At 59.6% G+C, this 22,689-nt stretch carries 22 protein-coding genes; 17 read left to right on the top strand and 5 right to left on the bottom strand.

Annotated features, from left to right (window positions below; genetic code table 11):
* Nucleotides 1–203 precede the first annotated feature (203 nt).
* The 4 genes from rpiA to hflC all read left to right on the top strand — a co-directional run bounded on the left by rpiA (nucleotide 204) and on the right by hflC (nucleotide 4,722).
* The gene (gene rpiA, locus DI396_RS01645; RefSeq protein WP_110794403.1) at nucleotides 204–992 is read left to right on the top strand and encodes a ribose-5-phosphate isomerase RpiA; all 789 of its coding nucleotides are present in this window, start codon (nucleotides 204–206) and stop codon (nucleotides 990–992) included.
* A gap of 216 nt (nucleotides 993–1,208) precedes the next feature.
* Nucleotides 1,209–2,570, top strand: coding sequence for a glutathione-disulfide reductase (gene gor / locus DI396_RS01640; RefSeq protein ID WP_110794402.1), 1,362 nt, complete (start codon nucleotides 1,209–1,211; stop codon nucleotides 2,568–2,570).
* A 126-nt stretch (nucleotides 2,571–2,696) separates the two neighbouring features.
* On the top strand, nucleotides 2,697–3,848 hold the full coding sequence (gene hflK, locus DI396_RS01635) for an FtsH protease activity modulator HflK (RefSeq protein WP_110794401.1): 1,152 nt from the start codon (nucleotides 2,697–2,699) through the stop codon (nucleotides 3,846–3,848).
* Between the two features lies 1 nt (nucleotide 3,849).
* A complete protein-coding gene (gene hflC, locus DI396_RS01630; protein ID WP_110794400.1) occupies nucleotides 3,850–4,722 on the top strand; it encodes a protease modulator HflC in 873 nt (290 codons plus the stop codon).
* 197 nt (nucleotides 4,723–4,919) lie between these two features.
* On the opposite strand, the gene purD is transcribed toward hflC, so the two are convergent.
* Entirely contained in the window at nucleotides 4,920–6,182 is a 1,263-nt protein-coding gene (gene purD, locus DI396_RS01625; RefSeq protein ID WP_110794399.1) for a phosphoribosylamine--glycine ligase, read from the bottom strand.
* 115 nt (nucleotides 6,183–6,297) lie between these two features.
* Between purD and xseA the strand changes: the two genes are divergently transcribed.
* Nucleotides 6,298–7,842 carry an exodeoxyribonuclease VII large subunit gene (gene xseA / locus DI396_RS01620; RefSeq protein WP_110794398.1) on the top strand — a complete coding sequence of 515 codons (1,545 nt, stop codon included), beginning with the start codon at nucleotides 6,298–6,300 and terminating at the stop codon, nucleotides 7,840–7,842.
* 154 nt (nucleotides 7,843–7,996) lie between these two features.
* Here xseA and DI396_RS01615 read toward each other — a convergent pair whose 3' ends face one another.
* A complete protein-coding gene (locus DI396_RS01615; protein ID WP_110794397.1) occupies nucleotides 7,997–8,329 on the bottom strand; it encodes a hypothetical protein in 333 nt (110 codons plus the stop codon).
* Nucleotides 8,330–8,393: 64 nt separating this feature from the next.
* Nucleotides 8,394–9,581, bottom strand: a complete 1,188-nt coding sequence (locus tag DI396_RS01610; protein WP_110794396.1) for an alkane 1-monooxygenase — start codon at nucleotides 9,579–9,581, stop codon at nucleotides 8,394–8,396.
* Nucleotides 9,582–10,021: 440 nt separating this feature from the next.
* Here DI396_RS01610 and ftsY point away from each other — a divergent pair, with 440 nt between their 5' ends.
* The 4 genes from ftsY to DI396_RS01590 are packed head-to-tail and all read left to right on the top strand — an operon-like array spanning nucleotide 10,022 to nucleotide 13,538.
* The gene (gene ftsY, locus DI396_RS01605) at nucleotides 10,022–11,533 is read left to right on the top strand and encodes a signal recognition particle-docking protein FtsY (RefSeq protein ID WP_110794824.1); all 1,512 of its coding nucleotides are present in this window, start codon (nucleotides 10,022–10,024) and stop codon (nucleotides 11,531–11,533) included.
* Complete coding sequence (locus DI396_RS01600; RefSeq protein WP_110794395.1) at nucleotides 11,526–11,963, top strand: hypothetical protein; 438 nt, start codon at nucleotides 11,526–11,528, stop codon at nucleotides 11,961–11,963. Before ftsY ends, DI396_RS01600 begins: the two co-directional genes overlap by 8 nt.
* A 43-nt stretch (nucleotides 11,964–12,006) precedes the next feature.
* A complete protein-coding gene (locus DI396_RS01595) occupies nucleotides 12,007–12,915 on the top strand; it encodes a DMT family transporter (RefSeq protein WP_110794394.1) in 909 nt (302 codons plus the stop codon).
* Nucleotides 12,916–12,929: 14 nt separating this feature from the next.
* Nucleotides 12,930–13,538 (top strand): inner membrane-spanning protein YciB, encoded by a 609-nt coding sequence (locus DI396_RS01590; protein WP_110794393.1) that lies wholly within the window; start codon nucleotides 12,930–12,932, stop codon nucleotides 13,536–13,538.
* A gap of 105 nt (nucleotides 13,539–13,643) precedes the next feature.
* Here the strand turns inward: DI396_RS01590 and DI396_RS01585 are convergent, their stop codons facing one another.
* Together DI396_RS01585 and DI396_RS01580 are read right to left on the bottom strand one after the other, a co-directional pair.
* Nucleotides 13,644–14,345 carry a glutathione S-transferase N-terminal domain-containing protein gene (locus tag DI396_RS01585; protein WP_110794392.1) on the bottom strand — a complete coding sequence of 234 codons (702 nt, stop codon included), beginning with the start codon at nucleotides 14,343–14,345 and terminating at the stop codon, nucleotides 13,644–13,646.
* 67 nt (nucleotides 14,346–14,412) lie between these two features.
* Nucleotides 14,413–15,336, bottom strand: a complete 924-nt coding sequence (locus tag DI396_RS01580; RefSeq protein ID WP_110794391.1) for a DUF726 domain-containing protein — start codon at nucleotides 15,334–15,336, stop codon at nucleotides 14,413–14,415.
* A gap of 397 nt (nucleotides 15,337–15,733) precedes the next feature.
* Here DI396_RS01580 and DI396_RS01575 point away from each other — a divergent pair, with 397 nt between their 5' ends.
* The 8 genes from DI396_RS01575 to DI396_RS01540 all read left to right on the top strand — a co-directional run bounded on the left by DI396_RS01575 (nucleotide 15,734) and on the right by DI396_RS01540 (nucleotide 22,627).
* Nucleotides 15,734–16,930 (top strand): trans-sulfuration enzyme family protein, encoded by a 1,197-nt coding sequence (locus DI396_RS01575; RefSeq protein WP_110794823.1) that lies wholly within the window; start codon nucleotides 15,734–15,736, stop codon nucleotides 16,928–16,930.
* 220 nt (nucleotides 16,931–17,150) lie between these two features.
* Nucleotides 17,151–18,245, top strand: coding sequence for a GTP cyclohydrolase FolE2 (folE2, locus tag DI396_RS01570; protein WP_110794390.1), 1,095 nt, complete (start codon nucleotides 17,151–17,153; stop codon nucleotides 18,243–18,245).
* Between the two features lie 196 nt (nucleotides 18,246–18,441).
* Nucleotides 18,442–19,251 (top strand): urease accessory protein UreD, encoded by an 810-nt coding sequence (locus tag DI396_RS01565; RefSeq protein WP_204362773.1) that lies wholly within the window; start codon nucleotides 18,442–18,444, stop codon nucleotides 19,249–19,251.
* Between the two features lie 4 nt (nucleotides 19,252–19,255).
* A complete protein-coding gene (locus DI396_RS01560) occupies nucleotides 19,256–19,558 on the top strand; it encodes an urease subunit gamma (RefSeq protein ID WP_110794389.1) in 303 nt (100 codons plus the stop codon).
* Nucleotides 19,559–19,716: 158 nt separating this feature from the next.
* On the top strand, nucleotides 19,717–20,022 hold the full coding sequence (locus DI396_RS01555; protein WP_110794821.1) for an urease subunit beta: 306 nt from the start codon (nucleotides 19,717–19,719) through the stop codon (nucleotides 20,020–20,022).
* A complete protein-coding gene (locus DI396_RS01550; RefSeq protein ID WP_235851699.1) occupies nucleotides 20,022–20,351 on the top strand; it encodes an antifreeze protein in 330 nt (109 codons plus the stop codon). The genes DI396_RS01555 and DI396_RS01550 overlap by 1 nt, the downstream gene beginning before the upstream one ends.
* A gap of 69 nt (nucleotides 20,352–20,420) precedes the next feature.
* Nucleotides 20,421–22,130: an urease subunit alpha gene (gene ureC, locus DI396_RS01545; protein WP_110794388.1), complete on the top strand. Its 1,710-nt coding sequence runs from the start codon at nucleotides 20,421–20,423 to the stop codon at nucleotides 22,128–22,130.
* Between the two features lie 281 nt (nucleotides 22,131–22,411).
* A complete protein-coding gene (locus tag DI396_RS01540; protein ID WP_110794387.1) occupies nucleotides 22,412–22,627 on the top strand; it encodes a hypothetical protein in 216 nt (71 codons plus the stop codon).
* The last annotated feature ends 62 nt before the right edge of the window (nucleotides 22,628–22,689 follow it).

Below are 22,689 nucleotides of genomic sequence, written 5' to 3'. Positions count from 1 at the left end.
TGTTGCGGCTGGCACGGCGATGGCTGAAGGCGGCGGCGCGCAGATGCGAGGTGATTGCGCCGGGTGAGGGAATCACACGCGGGCATTTCGGCTCCGGCACGCTTGCGCGATTAATTGACAAAGGCATGCATTTTCCGGCGCGATCCCTCTCGCGCCTTGCGCGGCAATTGCCTATAAGATGCGGGCAATAAGGAGATGCGCCAATGCCCGGAGAACTGTCCCCCATTGATAAAGCTAAATTCGTCGCGGCGAAACGGGCCTGTGATTATGTCGAGGACGGCATGCGTGTCGGGCTTGGCACCGGATCGACGGCGGCGTGGTTGGTGCGCTGCCTTGGCGAAATGGTGCGCGAGGAAGGTTTGAAGATCCGCGGCGTGCCCACATCGACCCGCACCGCCGAATTGGCCCGCGAGGTCGGGATCGAGGTGATCTCTCTCGATGAGGCCAAGTGGCTTGATGTGACGATCGACGGCGCGGATGAATTCGATGCCGATCTGAACCTGATCAAAGGGGGCGGCGGCGCTTTGCTGCAAGAAAAGATCGTGGCGACGGCTTCGGATCAAATGGTGGTCATCGCGGATGTCGGCAAAGAAGTGGGGCAATTGGGTGCATTTCCCTTGCCGGTCGAGGTGATCCCCTTCGGGTGGCAAACCACACGGGCTTTGGTCGAGGAAACCTTGATCTCGATGGATGTTCTGGGCCGCGATGTGAGCTTGCGGATGAATGGCGAAGTGCCGTTTGTCACCGACGAAGGCAACCACATCCTTGATCTGCATTTGAACCGTATCGGCAATGCGCGGCAATTGGCGATGGTGCTCAATCAAATGCCGGGCGTGGTGGAAAACGGGTTGTTTATCGACATCTGTGATGCGGTGATCATCGGGTATGGCGATGGCCGCGTCGAAGTCCGCGATATCAATGCGGGCACGGTCGAAACCGACAAACTGGATTTTCTAGAGAGCGACAACCTGTTTAGCGATTTGCTGGACTAGGCGGCGCGCCAAGGGCGGATGCGCCGGGTTGCATTGGCCGGGCTTTACGGCGGCTGTCGGGGTGCCTCATGGGCACGAAACTGTGATCGCCGGGGCCGGCATTTTGCATGATCAGGCCAGGTGTGCTGGACGCTTCGGGGTGGACAGCCCGTCGCGATACAGTATTGATAACGCGCTCTGAGCGAGACCACTTTGTCCATCGAAAAGGGACCTCCCATGACTTTTGACTATGATCTGTTTGTAATTGGCGGCGGCTCCGGCGGTGTGCGGGCCGCGCGAGTGGCCGCAGGCGAGGCGGGCGCAAAGGTCGCTTTGGCCGAAGAGGACCGGTATGGCGGCACCTGCGTGATCCGGGGCTGTGTGCCGAAAAAACTGATGGTCTTTGCCTCTGAATATGCGGGCGTATGCGATGACGCGGCGGCCTATGGTTGGAAAATGACCAATGAGGGGTTCGATTGGACCGCCTTTCGCGGCAAGCTCGAGGGCGAATTGGACCGTCTCGAAGGGGTCTACCGCAACCTTTTGGCCGGATCGGGTGTCGAAACCTTTGATCAACGGGCCTCGGTGGTGGATGCCCATACGGTGCGTTTGGCCGATGGCACGCAAAAGACCGCCAAACATATTTTGTTGGCCATGGGTGGCCGCCCCGTGAAACCCGACATCGAGGGAGCGGAATTGGGCCTCACCTCGAACGACATTTTCCATTTGGACAAACTGCCCGAAACCATCTTGATCATCGGCGGCGGCTATATCGCCTGTGAATTCGCCGGTATCCTCAACGGGCTGGGCAGCAAGGTGACGCAATTCTATCGTGGCGCGCAGGTTTTGCGCGGTTTTGACGACGAGGCGCGCGGATTGGTCAGCGAAGAGATGATCCAAAACGGCATCGATTTGCACCTTGGCACCGATATCTTGAGCCTCTCTAAAAACGGCGAGAAAATCACCGTCAAGGCGACCAACGGCACCGAGCACAGCTTTGATCAGGTGTTCTTTGCCACCGGCCGCGTGCCCAACACCGATGATATGGGCCTTGAAGCGGCGGGTGTGAAATTGGGGCGCAAAGGCGAGGTCGATGTCGATGGCTATAGCCAAACCTCCGTGCCGTCGATCTATGCCGTGGGAGATATCACCGACCGCGCCAATTTGACCCCCCTGGCGATCCGCGAAGGCATGGCCTTTGTCGAAACCGTGTTCAAAGGCAATCCGACCAAGCCGGACCACGATTTGATCCCTACCGCGATCTTTACCCAACCCGAAATGGGCACCGTGGGTTTGAGCGAGGAAGAGGCACGCGATGCGGGGCCGGTCGAAGTCTATTGCTCCTCCTTCAAGCCGATGCAGCAAAGTTTCGCCGGGCGCGCCGATCGCGTGTTGATGAAATTGGTGGTTTGCGCCGATACGCGCCGCGTTTTGGGGTGCCATATCGTCGCGCCCGCTGCGGGCGAAATGATCCAATTGGCAGGCATCGCCGTAAAAATGGGAGCGACCAAGGAAGACTTTGATCGCACCTGCGCCGTGCATCCGACCATGGCCGAAGAGATGGTCACCATGCGCAATCCGACGCGCACACATAAATAATCCAAGCAGCGGCGCCAAAGCGGCGCGGCAAAGACCGGTAAACGGTTGAATATTAGCGCTCGCACGCACATGTTGACAGCAATCCGCGACGCGCGGGCGAGACAGGTTTTAGAAGGGAAGAGGTATATGGCTGGAAATTCAGGCGGCCCTTGGGGCGGCAGTGGCAATTCGGGTGGTAATGGAGGCGGCGACAATGACAATCGCGGCCCCAAACGCCCCCCTGAGGAGGGTCCACAGATTCCCGAGATCGAAGAGCTGATGAAAAAAGGCCAAGAGCAGCTGCGTGTCCTGATGGGCGGACGCGGCGGCAATGGTGGCGGGCGTGGCACCGGCGGCGGCGGGCAATCCCCGCAAGGCCCCGGCATCACCCGTGGCACAATTGGGCTTGGCGTGCTGGCAGCTGTTGGCCTTTGGGCCTTTGCCAGCTTTTACACCGTAAAGCCCGAAGAGCAGTCGGTTGAATTGTTCCTTGGTAAATGTAATTCGCCCTGCATTGGTTACTCCGGTTTGAACTTTGCGCCGTGGCCTGTTGTCACCGCCGAAGTGATCTCGGTCACCAGCGAACGCACCGAAGACATCGGTGTGGGCGCGCGCGGCTCCGAGGCGGGGCTGATGTTGACCGGCGACGAGAACATTGTCGATATCGACTTCCAGGTCGTGTGGAATATCAACAACGCCGAGAAACTGTTGTTTAACCTGCGGGATCCGCAGATGACCATTCGCGCGGTGTCGGAATCGGCAATGCGCGAGATCATCGCGCAATCGGAACTCGCGCCGATCCTCAACCGTGATCGCGGCATCATTGCCGACCGCCTCAAAGAGCTGATCCAGAACACCCTCGACAGCTATGATAGCGGCGTCAACGTGGTGCGTGTGAACTTTGACAAAGCCGATCCGCCCGAGAAGGTGAAGCAAGCCTTCTTCGCGGTGCAATCGGCCGAGCAAGACCGGGACCGTTTGGAAAAAGAAGCCGATGCCTACTCCAACAAGGTTCTTGCCAGCGCCCGCGGTGAAGCCGCGCAGGTGCTCGAAGAAGCCGAAGGTTATCGCGCCCGTGTGGTCAACGAGGCCGAAGGTGAAGCCAGCCGCTTTACTGCCGTTCTCACCGAATATCAAAAAGCCCCCGAAGTGACCCGTAAACGGCTTTATTTGGAGACCATGGAAGAGGTGCTTGGCAACGTTGATAAGGTGATCATGGACAGCGATAGCGGTCAGGGCGTTGTGCCTTATCTGCCGCTTGGCGAGCTGCGTAAATCCAACACCGGCGGAGGCAATTAAGATGCGTAAAACCACATTACTCATACCTGTTCTGGTGCTTGTGATCGCGGGCGCATTGTCGTCGCTGTTCATCGTTGATGAACGCGAAAAAGCCCTGGTTTTGCAATTCGGGCGCGTGGTCGCGGTTAAGGAAGACCCCGGTTTGGCGTTCAAGCTGCCGCTTGTGCAGACGATCGTGCGCTATGATGACCGGATCCTCAGCCGTGATGTCGAGACCTTGCAAATCACGCCATCTGATGACCGCCGCCTCGAAGTAGACGCCTTTGCGCGCTACCGCATCGCCGATGTCGAACAGTTCCGCCAAGCGGTCGGCGCTGGCGGGATCCGCTCTGCCGAGAGCCGCCTCGATTCGATCCTGCGTGCCGAAACACGCGAAGTGCTCGGTTCGGTCTCCTCGAATGAAATCCTGTCTTCGGATCGGGCGACTTTGATGTTGCGCATTCGCAATGCAGCGATTGCAGAGGCGCGCAATCTGGGGCTCGAGATCATCGATGTGCGTCTCAAACGCACCGATCTTCCCTCTGCCAACCTCGATGCCACCTTCGCGCGGATGGAGGCCGAGCGTGAACGCGAAGCCGCCGACGAGATCGCGCGCGGTAACGAAGCCGCACAACGGATCCGGGCCCAAGCGGACCGGACGCAGGTGGAAATTGTTTCGGACGCGAAGCGCCAGTCGGAGATCATTCGCGGTGAGGCGGATGCCAAACGCTCGGCGATTTTCGCTGCTGCCTATGGTGCCGATCCGGAGTTCTTCAACTTCTACCGCTCGCTGCAAGCCTACCGCGGTGCGCTGCAGGGTCAAAACTCCTCGATGGTGATGAGCCCTGATAGCGAGTTCTTCAACTACCTGAAGACGACGAACGTCGGCGACTGAGCCGCCGCGCAGTAACAATAAAATAAAGGGGCTGGTCAGAGATGACCGGCCCCTTTTGCTTTTTTAACGGAAGTGAGCGCTTCTCATGCCGTGTTCTGCATGGGCATTGCCCGGGCGGCCCGCCGCATGGGGAGGGGGCGCAGTCGTCAGCGTTCAATTCGGGTTGTAGTATCCGGCGGCTTTCGCCTCGGCCACCGTTAAAGCGCGCGCCATCCAATGTCGCGGCGACAGAAGCCCTCGGGCCAATCAATCGCGTCAATCATGTCATAGGCTGCCTTTTGTGCTTCCTTGAGGCTCGCGCCGCGCGCTGTGATGTTCAACACCCGTCCGCCGGCGCTGACGATCTTGCCGTCTTTCTTGGCGGTGCCGGCGTGGAAACACATCTGGTCACCGCTTTCGGGCAGAGCAGACAATCCGCGAATTTCGGTGCCTTTTTCATAGGCTCCCGGATAACCCTTTGCGGCCATGACAACGGTCAAAGCATGGTCGTCGGCCCAATTGACCTGCGCTTCCTTCAAACGGCTCTCGGCGGCGGCTTGCAACAGATCCAACACCTGCGCGCCAAGGCGCATCATCAAAACCTGACATTCGGGATCGCCAAAACGCACGTTATATTCGACAAGCCGTGGTTGCCCGTCTTTGATCATCAACCCCACATAAAGCACGCCTTGATAGGGGGTGCCGCGCGCGGCCATTTCGCGCAAGGTCGGGCGCACGATCTCTTCCATCGCTTTTTCGGCAATCGCATCGGTTAGAACCGGCGCCGGGCTATAGGCCCCCATGCCGCCGGTATTGGGGCCTTCGTCGCCGTCATAGGCGCGTTTGTGGTCTTGGGCCGTGCCGATGGGCAGCGCGTCCTCGCCGTCACACAGGATGAAATAGGAGGCCTCTTCGCCTTCCATAAATTCCTCAATCACCACCTCTGCGCCCGCGCCGCCAAAGGCACCGCCGAACATATCGTCGATGGCGTCCAATGCGGTTTGCTCGTCCATTGCCACGATCACGCCCTTGCCGGCGGCGAGACCGTCGGCCTTGACCACGATGGGGGCGCCATTGGCGCGGATGTGGGCCTTGGCGGCGGCGGCATCTTTGAAATGGCCATAGCCTGCCGTGGGCGCGTTCGCCGCATCGCAAATCTCTTTGGTGAAGCTTTTCGAGCTTTCAAGCCGCGAGGCCGCTTCGGACGGGCCAAAGACCAAAACCCCCGCATCGCGCAAGCGGTCAGCAACCCCGGCGGCCAAAGGGGCCTCTGGTCCGATAATAACAAAATCAATCGCATTTTCTTCGGCAAACCCGACCACGGCTGCGCCGTTTTCGATGTCGATCGAGGCGCAATCGGCAATTGCGGCGATCCCGGCATTGCCCGGTGCAACAATCAATTTATCGCATTTGGGGTTTTGCATCACGGCCCAAGCCAGAGCATGTTCGCGGCCACCGCCGCCAAGGATAAGGATGTTCATCGGGCGCACTCCTGCTTGGCCTTTGCTTGGCGGCGTTCTAGACTGCACGCGCGCGACCCGCAAGCCGCGCCGCCGTTATGCGCCCATATGACCGCTCAAGACCGAAGGCCCGCTTATGTCCGATCTGCTCGACGATCCCACTCCGGGGCAAAACGCCCCCGAATTCAGCGTTACGGAAATTTCCGGCGCGATCAAACGGGTGATTGAGGGCGAGTTTGCCCATGTGCGCATCCGCGCCGAAATCGGGCGCTGTAGTTTTCCGCGCTCGGGTCATGTCTATTTGGATCTCAAGGACGACAAGTCGGTGATCTCGGCGGTGATGTGGAAAGGCGTGGCCGCCCGCATCGCCACCCGTCCCGAAGAGGGGATGGAGGTCGTCGCCACGGGCCGCATCACCACCTTCGGCGGGCAATCGAAATACCAATTGGTGATCGAGGATATCAAGCCGGCGGGTGTTGGCGCGCTCATGGCGATGTTGGAGAAGCGCAAGGAAAAATTGGCAGGCGAAGGATTGTTCGATCAAAGCTGCAAGAAACCTTTGCCCTATCTGCCCGAAGTGATCGGGGTTGTGACATCGCCTTCGGGCGCGGTGATCCGCGATATTTTGCACCGTTTGCGCGACCGGTTCCCGCGCAAGGTGCTGATCTGGCCCGTTGCGGTGCAGGGCGAGAAATGCCCCGCCGATGTGGTGCGCGCCATCGAAGGGTTTAATGCGATGAGCGCCGGCGGGGCTTTGCCGCGGCCCGATCTCATCATCGTGGCGCGCGGCGGTGGCTCGCTCGAAGATCTGTGGGGCTTTAACGACGAGGGTGTGGCGCGGGCCGCAGCGGCGTCAGATATCCCGTTGATCTCGGCGGTGGGGCATGAAACCGACACCACCTTGATTGATTTCACCTCCGACAGGCGCGCGCCTACGCCGACCGCCGCTGCCGAGATGGCGGTGCCGGTGCGGCATGAATTGCTGGCATGGCTTGGCGACCAAGAGGCCCGTATGGGCCGTGCCTTGTCCGACCGGTTGGCGCAACGCGGTCAACGTCTGCGCGATCTGAGCCGCGCCATGCCACGCGCCGATACGCTTATGGATGGCCCGCGCCAGCGCCTTGATACATGGGGTGAACGCCTGCCTGCTGCGCTGCTGCGCGTGGTGCAAGGGCGGCGCGTCACACTCGCCGATGCGGGCGCGAGCCTGCGCCCATCGGTGTTGCACAGCGCAGTCGCGCGCAAACGCGAAGCCTTGGGCCGCCGCAGCGATAAGTTGAACATCACTGCGCTGACCCGTGACATTTCCCGTAAACGTGCCGACTTTACAGCCCTGCAAACGCGCATGGCGGGGGCGGCCCAACGACAGATTGATGGCTGGCGGGGGCAAGTCGAGACCACGGATCGGATGCGCGAAACGCTGAGCTATAAGGCGACGCTCGCGCGCGGTTATGCGGTGGTGCGCGGGAAGGATGGTGTGGTCACCGGTGTCGGTGCCGCCCGCGCTGCGGGCATTTTGGAAATTGAATTTGCTGATGGCCGCATGATTGCCGGGCAGGGCGACGCGGATAAAGCGGCGGCCTCTGCCGCTCCCGCCAAAGCGGTCAAACCGAAAAAATCCAAAACCGTGCCGAAACCTGCGCCGAAAAAGTCCTCGCCCGAACAGGGCAGCCTATTTTAATACCGGGCGGCGCGCCGGATCGGTTTTTTGCGTTCGAGCTCTAGGAGCAGCGTCACGCGTCTCTGGCCCGGTCATGGCATCAGGATTTTAGGAATGGGCGTTTGCCGGCGTATTCGCCATTGGGCCGGGTTTTAAACCCCGACCTTTGGCGCTTTTACACTCCGACCTTTGGTCCGAGGCAAAGGAGCGGCTCGGGGCTTTTTTGCACTTCGTATAATTCGGTCAGCGTGGGATCGTTTTGGAACGTGGCGATCAATCCTGCCGCGCTTTGCACAAAAGTCCAACATTGCGGGTCGGGGCGGTCCTCATAGACAAAGCAAATCATCTTACCGTCTTCATACCACTCGCCCTCCTTGCACTCACCATCCAGAAACGACCACCGCACACGGCGATTGTCGAGATACTCCTCGGCGCCGTAGGGCGTGCCGCCTTCCGCAAAATAGAAGGTTTTGCCGCGCGAGTAGGCATCGAATTCCGCCCCTGTCATTGCCTGCTGCGCCGAGGCGGCAGCGCCAACAAGATAAAAGCAAAGCGCCAGACCCGCAGTCAGATTAGCGGCTGGTTGGCGGGATGTCGCGGGGGTCGAGAACGGGAACGTCATGGCGCAGTTTAGCCGTATCCTGCCTGCCATTGCCACCGGATTTCGTCTCTCGCAAATTGGCTTGCGGAATATTGCTTGCCGCCGCCTCGTCAGCGGGAAGACGGGTTTCCCAATGGGGTTGCCATGGGGCTGCCAACGGGTCCATCAGTGCCTGAAACCGAAACGGCAGCAGCGCCATCAACACCATCACCGGCAAGGAATAGGGCAGGATCGGCATGGTGTCGGGATCAAGCCGCAGCCCGGGGTAGGGGCGTTGCGGGTTGAGGTGGTGATCGGAATGCCGTGGGGCGTTGAGCATCAAGGAAGAGCTGAACCATTGCGGCGCATTCCACGAATGTTGCGGGCCGACGGGTTCCAACTTTCCATCTGCCAATCGTCCCCGGCGTAGGCCGTAATGTTGTACATAATCGCTCAAGAACAATTGCATCTGCGCATAGCCGCCCAGCCCGATCAGGGCCAATACCCCCGCTGGGCCCAAGGCAATCGCTGCCGCCATCAAGCAAAGTACAGAGGCCAGCATATAAAATAGATAAGGGTGGCTCAAACGGTGTGGCGGTGTGTTTTTGCGGGCGCGCATCCGGTTTTCCGCCCGCAGCCCTGCGGTGAAGGACCCGATGCAAGCCTTTGGGAAATATCGGTAAAACCCCAATCCAAGTGGCGCAGAGGACGGGTCGCGGTCGGTTGCGGCCCAAATGTGATGGACCTTGGAGTGTGCCGAGCTGTGATGCCCGATCATCAGCGAGCAATAGACCAGTTTTCCAAGCAGGCGCGGCCACCGTCCTGCGCGGTGGATCAACTCATGCGCATTGGGGTGTGAAACCTGCCCGAAAAACAGACCAAAGGCCGCGAAAGCGCCGATCCGGCCCAGGGTGTCAAACCCGGATGGGCCGGCAACCGCCCAAACCGCGAGGCCAAGCAACGGCAGATGCACCAGACCCAACACCGCCGATAAGCCTTTGCCAGCCGGAAATTCGGCACCGGGATCGGCCTTTTGCGCTGCGCCGATGCTGAGCCGGTCACAGAAAAACGAAAATACCGTCATATAGAGCAGCGCTGCCCAAATCACCGGCGCGCCAAAAAGGACGGCGGTGGCCAACAGCAGCACGGGCGTGAGGGTAACCAGCGTGAAGATAAACATCGGGGCTCCGTTGGGTTGCGGTCATTAAAGCCGATCCCGGTCATTATAGCTTCGGAAAACTTAACCTTTTGGACCCAAGCGTGGAGTTTTCAAGGCATTGTAGCCCGCAGTTTCCCCACCGCCAGATATAGGGAGCGGCATTGCTGTTTTGCATCGCGGGTGGCGAGAACGGTGGATTGTTTGGCGGGTGATGCGGCAAGGCGGAGCTTGCTACGCAGCGCCCTTGGGGCGAATCGCTTTGGTCTTTGCGCCGGGCGCAGGGAAGATATGGCACCGGCCATGGGATGCGTCAGCACAAAGCAATGCCGCGCCGGACTGCGGGGCGACGGGCGGTGCTGTGGCGGGGATTTGCGGCCTGCGCCGCCGATCTGTTGCACGCAGGCTCTTCCATCTTGGTGCGCATCACATTAGGTGAGGGGGCGACAAAAGCGGAGCGGCACATGGCCTTTTTCTCGAAACTCAAAGATCGGTTGTTCAAGTCCTCATCCAAGTTGGAGCAGGGGTTGGATGCGATCGTGGAGGAGGGCGGCGAAGACGACGTGATGCGCAGCGATGCAGCAGCCCAGAGCGCCAGCGACCAGATGCCGGCGCGGGACGTGGTTCCAGAGCCGGTTGCACAGCCCGAACCGGACCCGCGAACCGCGCCGGATCCTGCTCCGGACACTGTACCAGAACCCGAACCTGAATTCACGCCAGAGCCAGAGATCCTTCCCGATCCTGCGCCGGTTGAAATCCCGGCGGGGGCGCCTGATGTGGCGGCGCCAACACCGCCGGTCGAGGTGCCTGTGGACACCCCCGATGAATTGCCCGACGAGACGCCGGCGCAGCCGGACCCGATAGAAACGCCGGCACCGGCACCTGATGAGGGGCCGATGCGCCCGCCCGCAGAAACGCCCGAATTGCCGGTAACGCCCCCCGCCGAGACGCCCGAAGAGATCCCGCAGTCCCCGGTGCCGAACGCGCCGCCCGCTGATGCCTCGGTGCCGCCGCGTACCGGGATTTTGGGCCGGATGTTGGGCCGTGGCCGCGAAGAGGAACCCGCCGCGACAGCCACGACAATGGCTCCCGCGACCACTGCGCGCGCGCAAATTGTGCCTGCCGCGCTGCGTCCGACCAAACGCCGCGTGCTTGATGATGATATGCTTGAGCAGCTCGAAGAGTTGCTGATCTCCGCCGATATGGGCGTCGATACGGCCCTGCGCGTCACCGCCAATATGGCCGAGGGCCGTTTTGGCAAAAAGCTCTCTGCCGATGAAATTAAACGGATTTTGGCCGCCGAAGTGGCGCGGATCATGGATCCCGTGGCCCGGCCGATGCCGCTTTATCCCAAGCGCCCGCAGGTTGTGTTGGTGGTTGGCGTCAACGGATCGGGCAAAACCACGACCATTGGTAAATTGGCCAGCCAATTTAAAGCTGCCGGAAAATCCGTAGTGATCGCGGCAGGCGATACATTCCGTGCCGCAGCCGTCGGGCAATTGCAGGTCTGGGGCGAGCGTGCCGGTGTGCCGGTGTTGACGGCGCCCGAAGGGTCGGATCCCGCGAGCCTTGCGTTCGACGCGATGACAAAAGCCGAAGCGGACGGCGCGGATTTGCTGATGATCGACACCGCTGGGCGATTGCAAAATCGCGCCGATTTGATGGAAGAATTGGCCAAAATCGTTCGTGTGATCCGCAAAAAAGATCCCTCCGCGCCGCATAACACCTTGCTGGTGCTGGATGCGACCACGGGGCAAAACGCCTTGCGGCAGGTGGAAACCTTCCAAAAACTGGCCGATGTCACCGGCCTTGTGATGACGAAACTTGACGGCACGGCCAAAGGCGGCGTGTTGGTGGCTTTGGCCGATAAATTCGGCCTGCCGATCCATGCGATCGGCGTCGGCGAACAGATCGATGATCTGGCGCCATTTGACCCTGAAGAATTTGCAAAGGCGCTGACTGGTCTTGATGCTTGAACTCTGTGATACTTTGAACCTGCACGCGACAACGCCTGCGGGGCTTGATGCTTTGACGATGTATGATGCGGTGCAAGACCTCATCGACGAGGCGCGGCTTGTGCCGTCGGAGGCCGATGAAACATGGACCGAAGAGCGGTGCCTGTTCTCGGAATGCGCTTTGATGGACGGCGAGGAATTGGTCGGTTTTGGTCGCCTTGTGTGGGATCAGGACGTCGCGGGTGCCTTGCCGAAAATCTATGATCTGGCGCTGCGCCGTGCTTATCGGAGCGCGTTTCTTATTGATGCGATCCAGGCCGAGTTGATCGAGCAATATGCTTATCTGGCCGAAGCAGGCGAAGAAATCCTGACCCATGACGGGCGGCGGGTGGATATATCGCCCGTGGCGGCGCGGTTGCGCGATCCTTCGGCGCTGCGGCTGTGTGCGTGAGCCTCGCCAAAATGCGCGCGGCGCGATGTGAGCAGGCGCGGGCATGAGTGACTGGCTGATTTCGCTGGAAGGGACTGAGGCGGGGCATGACCTTGCATTGGTCCTCGCGTTGTCAGCCGCATTCTTGCATGCCGTGTTCGGAGCCTTGCAAAAGGGGCGGCACGATCCGTGGCTCAGCCGTGGGGTGATTGATTTTTGCTACGGGATGATGGCGCTGCCCTTTGCCTTGTTTGTGGTGCCTTGGCCCGAGGCCAACCTCTGGCCGGTTCTGGCAGGCGCCTTTTTGATACATCTTGGCTATAAGGTTTTGCAGGCGCTGGCCTATACCAAGGGCGCTTATACGGTGGTCTATCCGGTGGTGCGTGGCACCGGGCCTCTGTTCACGGTGATCGGCGCGGGCTTTTTGTTTGGCGAAGTTTTCACAGCGGTGCAGTGGCTCGGGGTCGGGGTTCTGGTTTCGGCGATCTTCGGCCTTGCGGTTTATAATTTACGCCACCTCGAAGTGGCGCGCGACACGCTCGGCGCGGCGCTTATATTGGCCGTGGCAACCGGATTTTTCGTCGCGCTCTACACCACTTATGACGCGTATGGCATTCGCCTTTCTCCCGATCCTTTCACCTTCCTTGCGTGGTATTTTGTGGTTGATTCCGTCGCAATGCCGCCGGTGGCTTTGCTGCGCTACCGGGCGATGACGCCGGCCCTGCGCCCGACACTTGGCCCGTTGTTTGTGCGGGGCTTTGCCGGTGCCATCGTGGCGTTTTTCTCTTTCGGCTCGATCATGTTGGCGACCCGCTTGGATAAGGTTGGCGAGGCCGCCGTTTTACGCGAAACATCGGCGGTGTTTGCGGCGCTGATCGGCTGGCTTGTGCTCAAAGAGACGGTTGGCCCCCGCCGCATTGCCCTTATGGCATTGATTGCGGTGGGCGCTGTGATAGTTGAGATGGGCGCATAGGCAGGAGACCCGACATGGCAGACCCCCGCGAGATCAACCCTTTTCTCAAACTGAGCCTCGACATCGGCCCGATCGTGTTGTTTTTCGCCGCCTATATCAAGCTCAAGGACCGCATGTTCACCATCGGCGGCACCGAGTATGAAGGCTTTATCGTCGTCACCGCATGCTTCATCCCGCTGATCCTCGCCTCGACCGCGATCTTGTGGAAGTTGACCGGAAAACTGTCGCAAATGCAGGTGATCACCGCGATCTTGATCACCGTGATGGGCGGTCTGTCCGTGTGGTTTAACGACGAACGGTTCTTCAAAATGAAACCGACGATGATCTATTTGCTGTTCGCGGCGGTTTTGGGATTTGGCCTGCTGCGCGGACAAAGTTACCTGAAACTGGTGATGGAAGAGATGATGCCGCTCGAATATGAGGGCTGGATGATCCTGACGCGGCGTTTAACGGGGTTCTTCTTTGGCCTTGCGCTGCTCAACGAGGTGATCTGGCGGAATTTTTCGACCGAGCACTGGGTTTATTTCAAAACATTTGGTCTGACGGCTGCGGTGTTTATATTCTTCATCACCCAAGGCGGGGTGATGCGCCGCCATGGTATCGAGGAAGACGACGGCGCCTAAGCAGGTATGGCCCGCAGCACAGCCCCGGCGAGTAGACAGACCAAAGGCCACCCGATAAGAGGGCGGCCTTTGGTGTTATCTGCGATTGGGAGCGGCGCGGCGGTGTCAGCCTTTTTGACCGAATAGAACCTTTTGCGCGTTCTTGCTGTCTTCGATATTGGCGCGCCGCTCTGCTGCCAATTCTTTGCCGGTTTGCACCGCCTTGCGCGCGCCGACCTGATCGAGCCAGCGTTTCATATGCGGTTTGTCCGTGATATCTTGTTGCTGCCCTTCCCACAAAATCGCCCAGGGCCAGATCGCCATATCCGCGATAGAGTAGAAATCACCGGCGACATATTCGTTCTCCGCCAACCTCTTGTCCAAGACACTGTGCAAACGGCCAACCTCGTTGCGATAGCGGTCTTTGGCATAGGGCAAATCGTTCGGCGGTTCCATCGCGGGGGCATATTTGAGGAAGTGATGCGCCTGTCCGGCCATCGGGCCAAGCCCGCCCATCTGCCACATGAGCCATTCTTCGACGGCGACGCGCTCGCGTTCGTTGCTGCCGCCGAATTGACCGGTTTTGCGGGCCAGATATTGCAAGATCGCGCCGCTTTCAAACACCGAGATCGGCGCCCCGTCTGGCCCGTCCGGATCGACAAGCGCCGGCATCCGGTTGTTGGGCGAGATCTTCAAAAACTCTGGCTCGAATTGCTCGCCCGCACCGATGTTCACCAGATTGACGTTATAAGGTAGGCCCATTTCCTCCAAAGCGATTGCGATTTTCCAACCGTTCGGCGTCGGCCAATAATAAAGTTCGATGGTCATGCTATGTCTCCCTACTGCTCGGGTAACATGGCTGATCTTCAGGGGATTTCAATGCGAAGCTTCCACATTACACGGGGAGGTGATGTGGCCCAGTGATGCCGGGCACCGGGGCCGCAGGGGCAGCGCCAAGATGCTCAAGCCCGCGCAAAACCCCGAACGGCAGTTGATCCGGTGTTTCGACCAGAGCGCGATAAAACGGCCAAACCCCCTCACGAAGATAGACCGACCAATGACACACCCGCCGTGCGGGATCCGCGATCGGATAACCCATCGTGGCCAGCCGGTGCAAAACAGCGCCATGATGCAAATGGATCTGCGCCACATTTTGGGCGACACTACCGCCCAAGCCCATCGGCAAATCCCGTGGTGCAGGCGGCTTCATGCCCCAGCGCAGCAGGTGATCAAACAGCGCATTTTCGCGGCTGGTGATATGCAACATTTCGGTGGCCCGCCCGCAGGGCGTGGTCGCCGCAGTGCGGGCCGCGCCGGTGAATTCCGCCGCCGTGAGCATCACCACCCTGCAAATATCGCCCGCCTCCAATGCGGACAGCGCCGAAAAGGCGACACGGGCGCCCAACGAATGGGTCAGGATATGAACCGGCCGCTCGGGTGCGGCGCGGCGCACAATCCGCACCGCTTCGGCCAAATCCTGTCCGGCGACCTGCGCGCGGGCATAGGCACGGCGCAAGCTGCCGCGCGCCGGCCAACCAAAGGCAATGCCAAGCATCTGCGCCTCGGGCGCTGTTGCACCCAATCCGCGCGGCCAACTCATAGCCTTCCAACAGGGATGGTCCTGCCGGGTGCTGAAGATATGATCATGCGGGCAATGGCGCGGATCGGCAGGGGCGAATTTGTAGCCGTGGACCATGAAGACCACGGGTGCAGTGCCGCGCATCTGCCGCGCCGCAAAGCCAAGAGCGGCGCCTGCCTGCTGGGCGCTGCGATGGAGCTCCAGCCCGTGATCGCTGCTGTTGATGCGCAATAGGCTCATGCCATGCCCCCACTATATCTTGTGGCGCTTATTTCCCATAGACATATGACGCCGCCATGAAACGGCAGTTAAAGAACCGTGACGGACCATGGCATAGGTCGTTAGGGATCCTCCCTATCCTCTTTCGATGCGGGTGCGGAAATAGGCAAAACCCGCGCCATTGATCGCCCGCTGGGCAGGGGTTTCCGGCAGCGGTTTGGCCAATTGACGCAGGGGCCAAAGCCTTTTATGACACCCGTATCGCGGCGATTTGTTACCGGATTGCGGGCCGCAGGAGGGCAGGGACCCTTTGAAACACCGCTAAAGAGGTCAGCCAGAGGACTTTCCTTTCTCCTGACCCGCGTTTGGGGTTTTTGTGGGCCGCCCCTCGACAGGCCCGCCGCGAATGGAGAGCGTCATGGCCGATAAGGCAGAGCAAAGCAGCTGGAAAAATCGCACCAAATTGGTGCATGGCGGCACCCGCCGGTCGCAGTATAACGAGGTTAGCGAAAGCGTCTTTTTGACCCAGGGGTTTGTTTATGACACCGCCGCTGCGGCGGAGGCGCGGTTCGTGGCGGCGGGCGAAGACGAATTCATCTATGCCCGATATGGTAATCCGACCATGCGCATGTTCGAAGACCGGATCTCCGGCTATCTTGGATATGAAGACGGCTTCGCCTGTGCATCGGGCATGGCGGCGGTCAATGGCGCGTTGATGGCATTGCTTAAATCCGGCGATACGGTTGTCGCATCGCGGGCTTTGTTTGGCTCCTGCCTCTATGTGCTTGAAGATATCCTCGGCCGTTTCGGCGTCAATATTGTCCTTGTGGATGGCACGGACAATGCCGCATGGGATGCGGCGATCACGGACGATACCACCTTGGTCTTCTTGGAGGCGATTTCCAACCCGACGCTTGAAGTTATTGATTTGAAACATGTTTGCGATGTTGCCCATGCGCATGATGCGCTGGTTCTTGTGGATGATGCGATGGCAACGCCGGTGTTTTCTTATGCGCAGGCCTGCGGTGCGGACCTGTCGATTGTCTCGACCACCAAACATGTGGACGGGCAGGGGCGGATGCTTGGCGGGGTGATCTGCGGGCCGCGCGACATCATTCGCGGCCCTGTCGAAGCCTATATGAAGCACACCGGTGGCGCGATGAATCCCTTCACCGCATGGACGCACCTTAAGGCGCTTGAAACCTTGGAGTTGCGTGTGCGCGCACAGGCGGCTGCGACGTTGAGCGTTGCCAAGGCTCTGTCTGGCCACCCTAAATTGTCTGCGGTGCGTTACCCCACGCATGAGGACCATCCGCAGCACGCGCTGGCACGGGCGCAGGCCGAGGCTGCCGGCACCGTGCTGACCATCGAGGTGAAAGGCGGCAAAGACGCCTGCTTCCGTTTTCTGGATGCCTTGGAAATCATCATTATTTCCAACAACTTCGCAGATGCAAAATCCATCGCTACCCATCCGGCGACCACCACGCATCAACGCCTTCCGCAAACGCAAAAGGATATGCTTGGCATCACCGATGGTCTTGTGCGTCTGTCTGTCGGGCTTGAGGATGTTGACGATTTGATTGCCGATCTAATGCAGGCGCTGGCGCAGGTCTGAGGGGGCACAACGGGTCACGGTGTTGTCGCGCGGCCAAAGGGTCCGCCGCACAGAATTTGCGGTGGGCCTCTTTGTTTTGCTCTTATCGCGCCTCGCACCGCGCGGCGCGACAGAGTGATCCGATATCAATTTTCGTTCGTATTTTATGCAAGTGGTTGGAAAAGAACCGCGTAAAGCCTTACATATAGGCTGTGCCATGGGACCGAAGGGGCCAATACGAATGAATATATATGTCACGACTCCACCCGCAGACGGGCAGGATAGCAACGCTGCTGCGCGCGCACTTGATACACTGCGTGCCTTTGCAGACACGGCCTCGGACGCAGAGCGCGCCGCGCTTTCGGAGCAGATCGCCGATGTCATCGCCCCGGCGACCTATCCAGAATTCTCGCGCGAGTATCCACAAGATTTTGCGGTCGATGATGCCTATCGTGCCACGTTGCCTGATTTGCAAAACGGTCCCTCCAGTTTGATTCGCGGCGCCGCCGCACAGATCCAACATGTCGGCATTTCCAATTTTCGCCTGCCGGTCGCTTTTCACTCCCGTGATGGTGGCGAACAGCGGCTCGAAACTTCCGTGACTGGCACGGTCAGCCTTGAGGCCGAAAAGAAGGGCATCAATATGTCCCGGATCATGCGGTCGTTTTACAAGCATGCCGAAAAAACCTTTAGTTTCGAAGTGATAGAGGCCGCTTTGGACGACTATAAGTCCGATCTCGACAGTTTCGATGCGCGGATTCTGATGCGGCTCTCCTATCCGGTGAAACGCCCGTCTTTGCGCTCCGGGCTCGAGGGGTATCAATATTACGACCTTGCGCTCGAGCTGGTCGAAACCGGCGGCGTTCGCTGCAAATACCTGCATCTCGACTATGTCTATAGTTCGACCTGCCCCTGCTCTTTGGAGTTGTCCGAACACGCCCGTGCCACCCGCGGACAATTGGCGACGCCACATTCGCAGCGCTCTGTGGCGCGGATTTCCGTGGAGATTAAAGAGGGCGAATATCTTTGGTTCGAGGACCTGATTGATCGGGCCCGCACCGCCGTGCCGACCGAAACGCAGGTTATGGTGAAGCGCGAGGATGAACAGGCTTTTGCCGAGTTGAATGCGGCCAATCCGATCTTTGTCGAAGATGCGGTGCGGTTGTTTTGCGAGCAGCTACAATCCGATGCGCGCGTCGGGGATTTCCGCGTCGTGGCCAGCCACCAAGAATCGCTGCATTCCCATGATGCGGTGTCGATCCTGTGCAGCGGGCCGACATTTACCGCCCAAAGCCATGATCCGCGTCTTTTTGCCAGCCTTTACCATACCGGTTGAGGCGCAAAAAATGGCGTATTGATGCTTTTTTAGGCATTTGAAAAAGATTGCGCGCCGGAATGTCAACGGCGCGCCCGCCCGCTCTTTTATCCTCGACGCTCTCGCCGCACAGTTGTCGCAAACGGGATGCCACGCGGGGGATCGGCTCATCACGGCTCAATCGCATATTTTGCCCGCGCGTCGGGTTGAACCGGACATGGCGGCGCGACAACCGCGCGCCGTAGGGCAGGCGGTTTTGCGTAGCAAACGCGCGCGCGGGGCCGCACGGATCGACGATCTGCGCACGTCTGGTGCGCTTAAACTTTTGTTCCCGCAATCGCGCGCCGCCCATATGTTGCAAGCGGTGTTTTTGAACACGGCCGGCGGGGTGACCGGGGGCGACCGGTTGTCGATCGCTGCAACAGCGGGACAAGACAGCCATTTGCAATTGACCTCGCAGGCCGCCGAACGGCTTTACCGCGCCAAGGCCGAAGAAACCGGATGTCTCGACGTGACTTTGACCGTCGAAAGCGGCGCCCGTCTTGATTGGGTGCCGCAAGAAACCATCATGTTTGATGGGGCCCGCACCCGCCGCCAGTTCACCGTCGATTTGGCCTCTGATGCACGGTTCTTGGCGGTCGAGCCTCTGGCGCTTGGCCGTTTGGCGATGGGCGAACGGGTCGGATCCGGTCTCTTGCATGACATCTGGCGCGTGCGTCAGAACGGGCGATTGATCTTCGCGGACAACCTGTTTCTGGAGGGGGATCTTGCTGGAACCTGTGCTCATCCGGCGCTTTTGGCGGGGCATCTGGCCACTGCGAGTTTGCTCTATGTTGGCCCGGATGCCGAAGCGCAGCTTGCGCCTTTGCGTGCGGCGCTTGGCCCGTTCGGCGGCGCATCTATGTTGCGCGAGAACCTGCTGTTTGCACGGTTGCTCGCCCCCGACGCTTTTGACCTTCGCCGTCCGCTGTTGCCTGCTATCCGGCAGCTCAGCGGGACTGATTTGCCCAAGACATGGATGCTGTAGCCCGATGCAATTGACCCCCCGTGAAAAAGACAAACTGCTGATCTCGATGGCCGCGATTGTGGCACGAAACCGCCACGCGCGCGGAGTGAAATTGAACCATCCCGAAGCCATTGCGATCATCACCGATTTCGTTGTCGAGGGCGCGCGCGATGGCCGGTCGGTCGGCGATTTGATGCAGGCAGGGGCGCAGGTCATCGGCGCGGCTGATTGCATGGAGGGCATCCCCGAAATGATCCATGAAGTGCAGGTCGAAGCAACCTTCCCCGACGGAACAAAGCTGGTGACTGTGCACAATCCGATCAGGTGAAGAACATATCGAATGGAGGTTTGAAGTGGCTGAAATCATGACGAAATTCCGAAATGTTATCCGCGATGTTCTGCATCTTGCAGCCCCGCGTACAAAGTCTTCGATCTATTTGGAGACCTGTTGTGACAAACAGCGCCACGCGCGCAGAAAGACGCCAAATGATACCCGGTGAACTGTTGCCCGCCTCTGGCGATATCATGTTGAATGACGGCGCAAAGGCCATCACATTGATGGTCGCCAATACCGGGGACCGCCCCGTGCAAATCGGAAGCCATTACCATTTTGCCGAGGCCAATGGCGCGCTTGATTTTGACCGCGATGCGGCCCGTGGTTTGCGGCTCGATATCGCAGCCGGCACCGCCGTGCGGTTTGAACCGGGGCAGCGCCGCGAGGTGCAATTGATCCCCGTTGGCGGCACGCGCCGGATCTTCGGTTTCAACCAAGCCGTGATGGGGGCGCTGTGATGAAGCCCTTCATTGCCTTCTCTCCCGCATCTGCCATGGATATTTGGCGGGTGGCCAGCGAGGCGACGATGCTTGCCTTTGAGGCGCAGGCCGTTGTCGGGTATCGGATCATGGGCATGGCGGGGTTTTGGGCCGTCACCCCGCATGAGAACACCCGCATGGTGAAAGAGAAAACCAATGCGTTTACCGAAGCAGGCGTGGCGGTAACCCGTGCGGCCTTGTCGGGTGCCCGTCCCGATCAGATTGCCGGCGCGGGGATGAAACCCCTGCGGCAACGGACGAAATCCAATGCCAAACGTCTTGCCAAACGCGGCCCAAAATTGCCCTGACTCTTTGCTCGATACTGTGCCGCCCGTCTTCTGCCGGGATGTGCACCAATTGCCTTAAGGACCGACCCGATGCCCGTTAAAATCTCTCGCCCTGATTATGCCGCTATGTATGGCCCCACCGTGGGCGACCGCCTGCGGCTTGCTGACACGGATCTCATCATCGAAGTCGAGGCGGATCTGACGACCTACGGCGAAGAAGTGAAATTCGGCGGCGGTAAGGTGATCCGCGATGGCATGGGCCAATCCCAAGCGACCCGCGCCGAGGGGGCGGTGGACACCGTTATTACCAATGCTTTGGTGGTGGATTACAACGGTATCTATAAGGCCGACATCGGATTGCGGGATGGCCGGATTTGCGCCATTGGCAAGGCGGGCAATCCCGATACGCAAGACGGCGTTGATATTATCGTCGGTCCCGGCACCGAAGCGATCGCGGGCGAAGGCAAGATCCTGACTGCGGGCGGCTTTGACAGCCACATCCATTTTATCTGCCCGCAGCAAATCGACGATGCGCTGCATTCGGGTGTGACCACGATGCTGGGCGGCGGCACCGGCCCCGCGCATGGCACATTGGCCACGACCTGCACCCCCGGCCCGTGGCATATTGAGCGGATGCTCCAAGCGATGGATGCCGTTCCGGTCAATATCGGCCTCGCGGGCAAAGGCAACGCCAGCCAGCCCGCCGCCCTTGTGGAAATGGTCAAGGCGGGAGCCTCGTCGCTCAAGCTGCATGAGGATTGGGGCACCACCCCTGCGGCGATTGATTGCTGCCTCTCGGTGGCCGATGACATGGATGTGCAGGTGATGATCCACACCGATACGCTCAACGAAAGCGGCTTTGTCGAAAACACCGTCGCGGCCATCAAAGGCCGCACAATCCATGCCTTTCATACCGAAGGTGCGGGGGGCGGCCATGCGCCGGACATTATTAAAATATGCGGCGATGCCAATGTGATCCCGTCCTCGACCAACCCGACGCGGCCCTTTACGGTCAATACGGTGGATGAACATCTCGACATGTTGATGGTGTGCCATCACCTCGACAAATCCATCCCCGAAGACGTCGCCTTCGCCGAAAGCCGCATCCGGCGCGAAACCATCGCCGCCGAGGATATCTTGCACGATATGGGGGCCTTTTCGATCATCGCCTCGGATAGCCAAGCCATGGGCCGCGTGGGCGAGGTTTTGATCCGCACATGGCAGACCGCTGACAAGATGCGCAAACAGCGCGGGCGCCTGCCCGAGGAAACTGGCGAGAACGACAATCTGCGTGTGCGCCGCTATATCGCCAAATACACCATAAATCCGGCCATCGCCCATGGGATCAGCCACGAAATAGGTTCGATTGATCTGGGCAAGCGTGCCGATCTGGTGCTTTGGTCCCCGGCATTTTTCGGGGTGAAACCGGATATGGTTATGGTGGGCGGCATGATTGCCTGCGCGCAAATGGGCGATCCCAATGCCTCGATCCCGACGCCGCAACCGGTGTATTCGCGGCCGATGTTCGGCACCATGGGGCGGGCGGTAGAACGTTCAGCGGCCTTGTTTGTATCGGCGGCAGCAGAGGCCGACGGGATCCGCGGCAAATATGGCCTGTCCAAAGACGTGGTGGCGGTCAAAGGCACGCGGAACATCGGCAAGGCCGATCTCAAGCTCAACGATGCCTTGCCGAAAATCGAGGTGGACCCAGAAACCTACGAGGTCCGGGCGGATGGCGTTTTGCTGACCTGTGAGCCTGCGCAAACGCTGCCAATGGCGCAGCGGTATTTCATGTTCTGAGGCGTGCTTTGATCGTTCGGGCAAGAGAAATCCAATCCCGCGCGGTCTAGGTCGCGTGCGGGGGCACTGCATCGCTGTGCTGATATCTCCAAGCGATCCTTGCCGCCCGCAGCCAGAAGCGTGACCGATCATTCATATGAGGGACAGTAATTATGACTAATTTGCTGCATTGCAGAAATCGCATGGCAGCAATACCAAACCGGCACTGGTAAGGGCGCAATTGTTGACCTAAATTAAAAGGCATGGGAGCAAACTGACCCCCAACCCAAGAGGTTTTCCAAATGGCCACTCACAGCACAAATATCTCCGACAGCAGCCTTGGGCTGCGCGCCTTTTTCGCCGCGATCGGGCGGGGCATTGAACGGTATGTCGAGCGTAAATCACGCGCTGGTGAAATTGCCGCTCTGGAAGCGAAATCCGATGCGGAACTCTCCGCCATGGGTTTGACGCGCGACGGCATCGCGCTGCACGTCTTCCGCGATATCTACTACATCTAACCGGCCCCTCGGTTGGCACTCTGGCGGTGCGCAACAGATTTGCGCATCGCTGCGGGGGTGTC

Source organism: Litorivita pollutaquae (genome assembly GCF_003205515.1).
GTDB lineage: Bacteria > Pseudomonadota > Alphaproteobacteria > Rhodobacterales > Rhodobacteraceae > Litorivita > Litorivita pollutaquae.
The sequence above is the reverse complement of the archived record's forward strand: the minus strand, read 5'-3'. Positions and strand labels throughout refer to the sequence as shown.

Coding starts and splice junctions, on each gene's coding strand:
- rpiA (WP_110794403.1), top strand. CDS start 204: ATGCCCGGAGAACTGTCCCCCATTGATAAAGCTAAATTCGTCGCGGCG.
- gor (WP_110794402.1), top strand. CDS start 1,209: ATGACTTTTGACTATGATCTGTTTGTAATTGGCGGCGGCTCCGGCGGT.
- hflK (WP_110794401.1), top strand. CDS start 2,697: ATGGCTGGAAATTCAGGCGGCCCTTGGGGCGGCAGTGGCAATTCGGGT.
- hflC (WP_110794400.1), top strand. CDS start 3,850: ATGCGTAAAACCACATTACTCATACCTGTTCTGGTGCTTGTGATCGCG.
- purD (WP_110794399.1), bottom strand. CDS start 6,182: ATGAACATCCTTATCCTTGGCGGCGGTGGCCGCGAACATGCTCTGGCT.
- xseA (WP_110794398.1), top strand. CDS start 6,298: ATGTCCGATCTGCTCGACGATCCCACTCCGGGGCAAAACGCCCCCGAA.
- DI396_RS01615 (WP_110794397.1), bottom strand. CDS start 8,329: ATGACAGGGGCGGAATTCGATGCCTACTCGCGCGGCAAAACCTTCTAT.
- DI396_RS01610 (WP_110794396.1), bottom strand. CDS start 9,581: ATGTTTATCTTCACGCTGGTTACCCTCACGCCCGTGCTGCTGTTGGCC.
- ftsY (WP_110794824.1), top strand. CDS start 10,022: ATGGCCTTTTTCTCGAAACTCAAAGATCGGTTGTTCAAGTCCTCATCC.
- DI396_RS01600 (WP_110794395.1), top strand. CDS start 11,526: ATGCTTGAACTCTGTGATACTTTGAACCTGCACGCGACAACGCCTGCG.
- DI396_RS01595 (WP_110794394.1), top strand. CDS start 12,007: ATGAGTGACTGGCTGATTTCGCTGGAAGGGACTGAGGCGGGGCATGAC.
- DI396_RS01590 (WP_110794393.1), top strand. CDS start 12,930: ATGGCAGACCCCCGCGAGATCAACCCTTTTCTCAAACTGAGCCTCGAC.
- DI396_RS01585 (WP_110794392.1), bottom strand. CDS start 14,345: ATGACCATCGAACTTTATTATTGGCCGACGCCGAACGGTTGGAAAATC.
- DI396_RS01580 (WP_110794391.1), bottom strand. CDS start 15,336: ATGAGCCTATTGCGCATCAACAGCAGCGATCACGGGCTGGAGCTCCAT.
- DI396_RS01575 (WP_110794823.1), top strand. CDS start 15,734: ATGGCCGATAAGGCAGAGCAAAGCAGCTGGAAAAATCGCACCAAATTG.
- folE2 (WP_110794390.1), top strand. CDS start 17,151: ATGAATATATATGTCACGACTCCACCCGCAGACGGGCAGGATAGCAAC.
- DI396_RS01565 (WP_204362773.1), top strand. CDS start 18,442: ATGGCGGCGCGACAACCGCGCGCCGTAGGGCAGGCGGTTTTGCGTAGC.
- DI396_RS01560 (WP_110794389.1), top strand. CDS start 19,256: ATGCAATTGACCCCCCGTGAAAAAGACAAACTGCTGATCTCGATGGCC.
- DI396_RS01555 (WP_110794821.1), top strand. CDS start 19,717: ATGATACCCGGTGAACTGTTGCCCGCCTCTGGCGATATCATGTTGAAT.
- DI396_RS01550 (WP_235851699.1), top strand. CDS start 20,022: ATGAAGCCCTTCATTGCCTTCTCTCCCGCATCTGCCATGGATATTTGG.
- ureC (WP_110794388.1), top strand. CDS start 20,421: ATGCCCGTTAAAATCTCTCGCCCTGATTATGCCGCTATGTATGGCCCC.
- DI396_RS01540 (WP_110794387.1), top strand. CDS start 22,412: ATGGCCACTCACAGCACAAATATCTCCGACAGCAGCCTTGGGCTGCGC.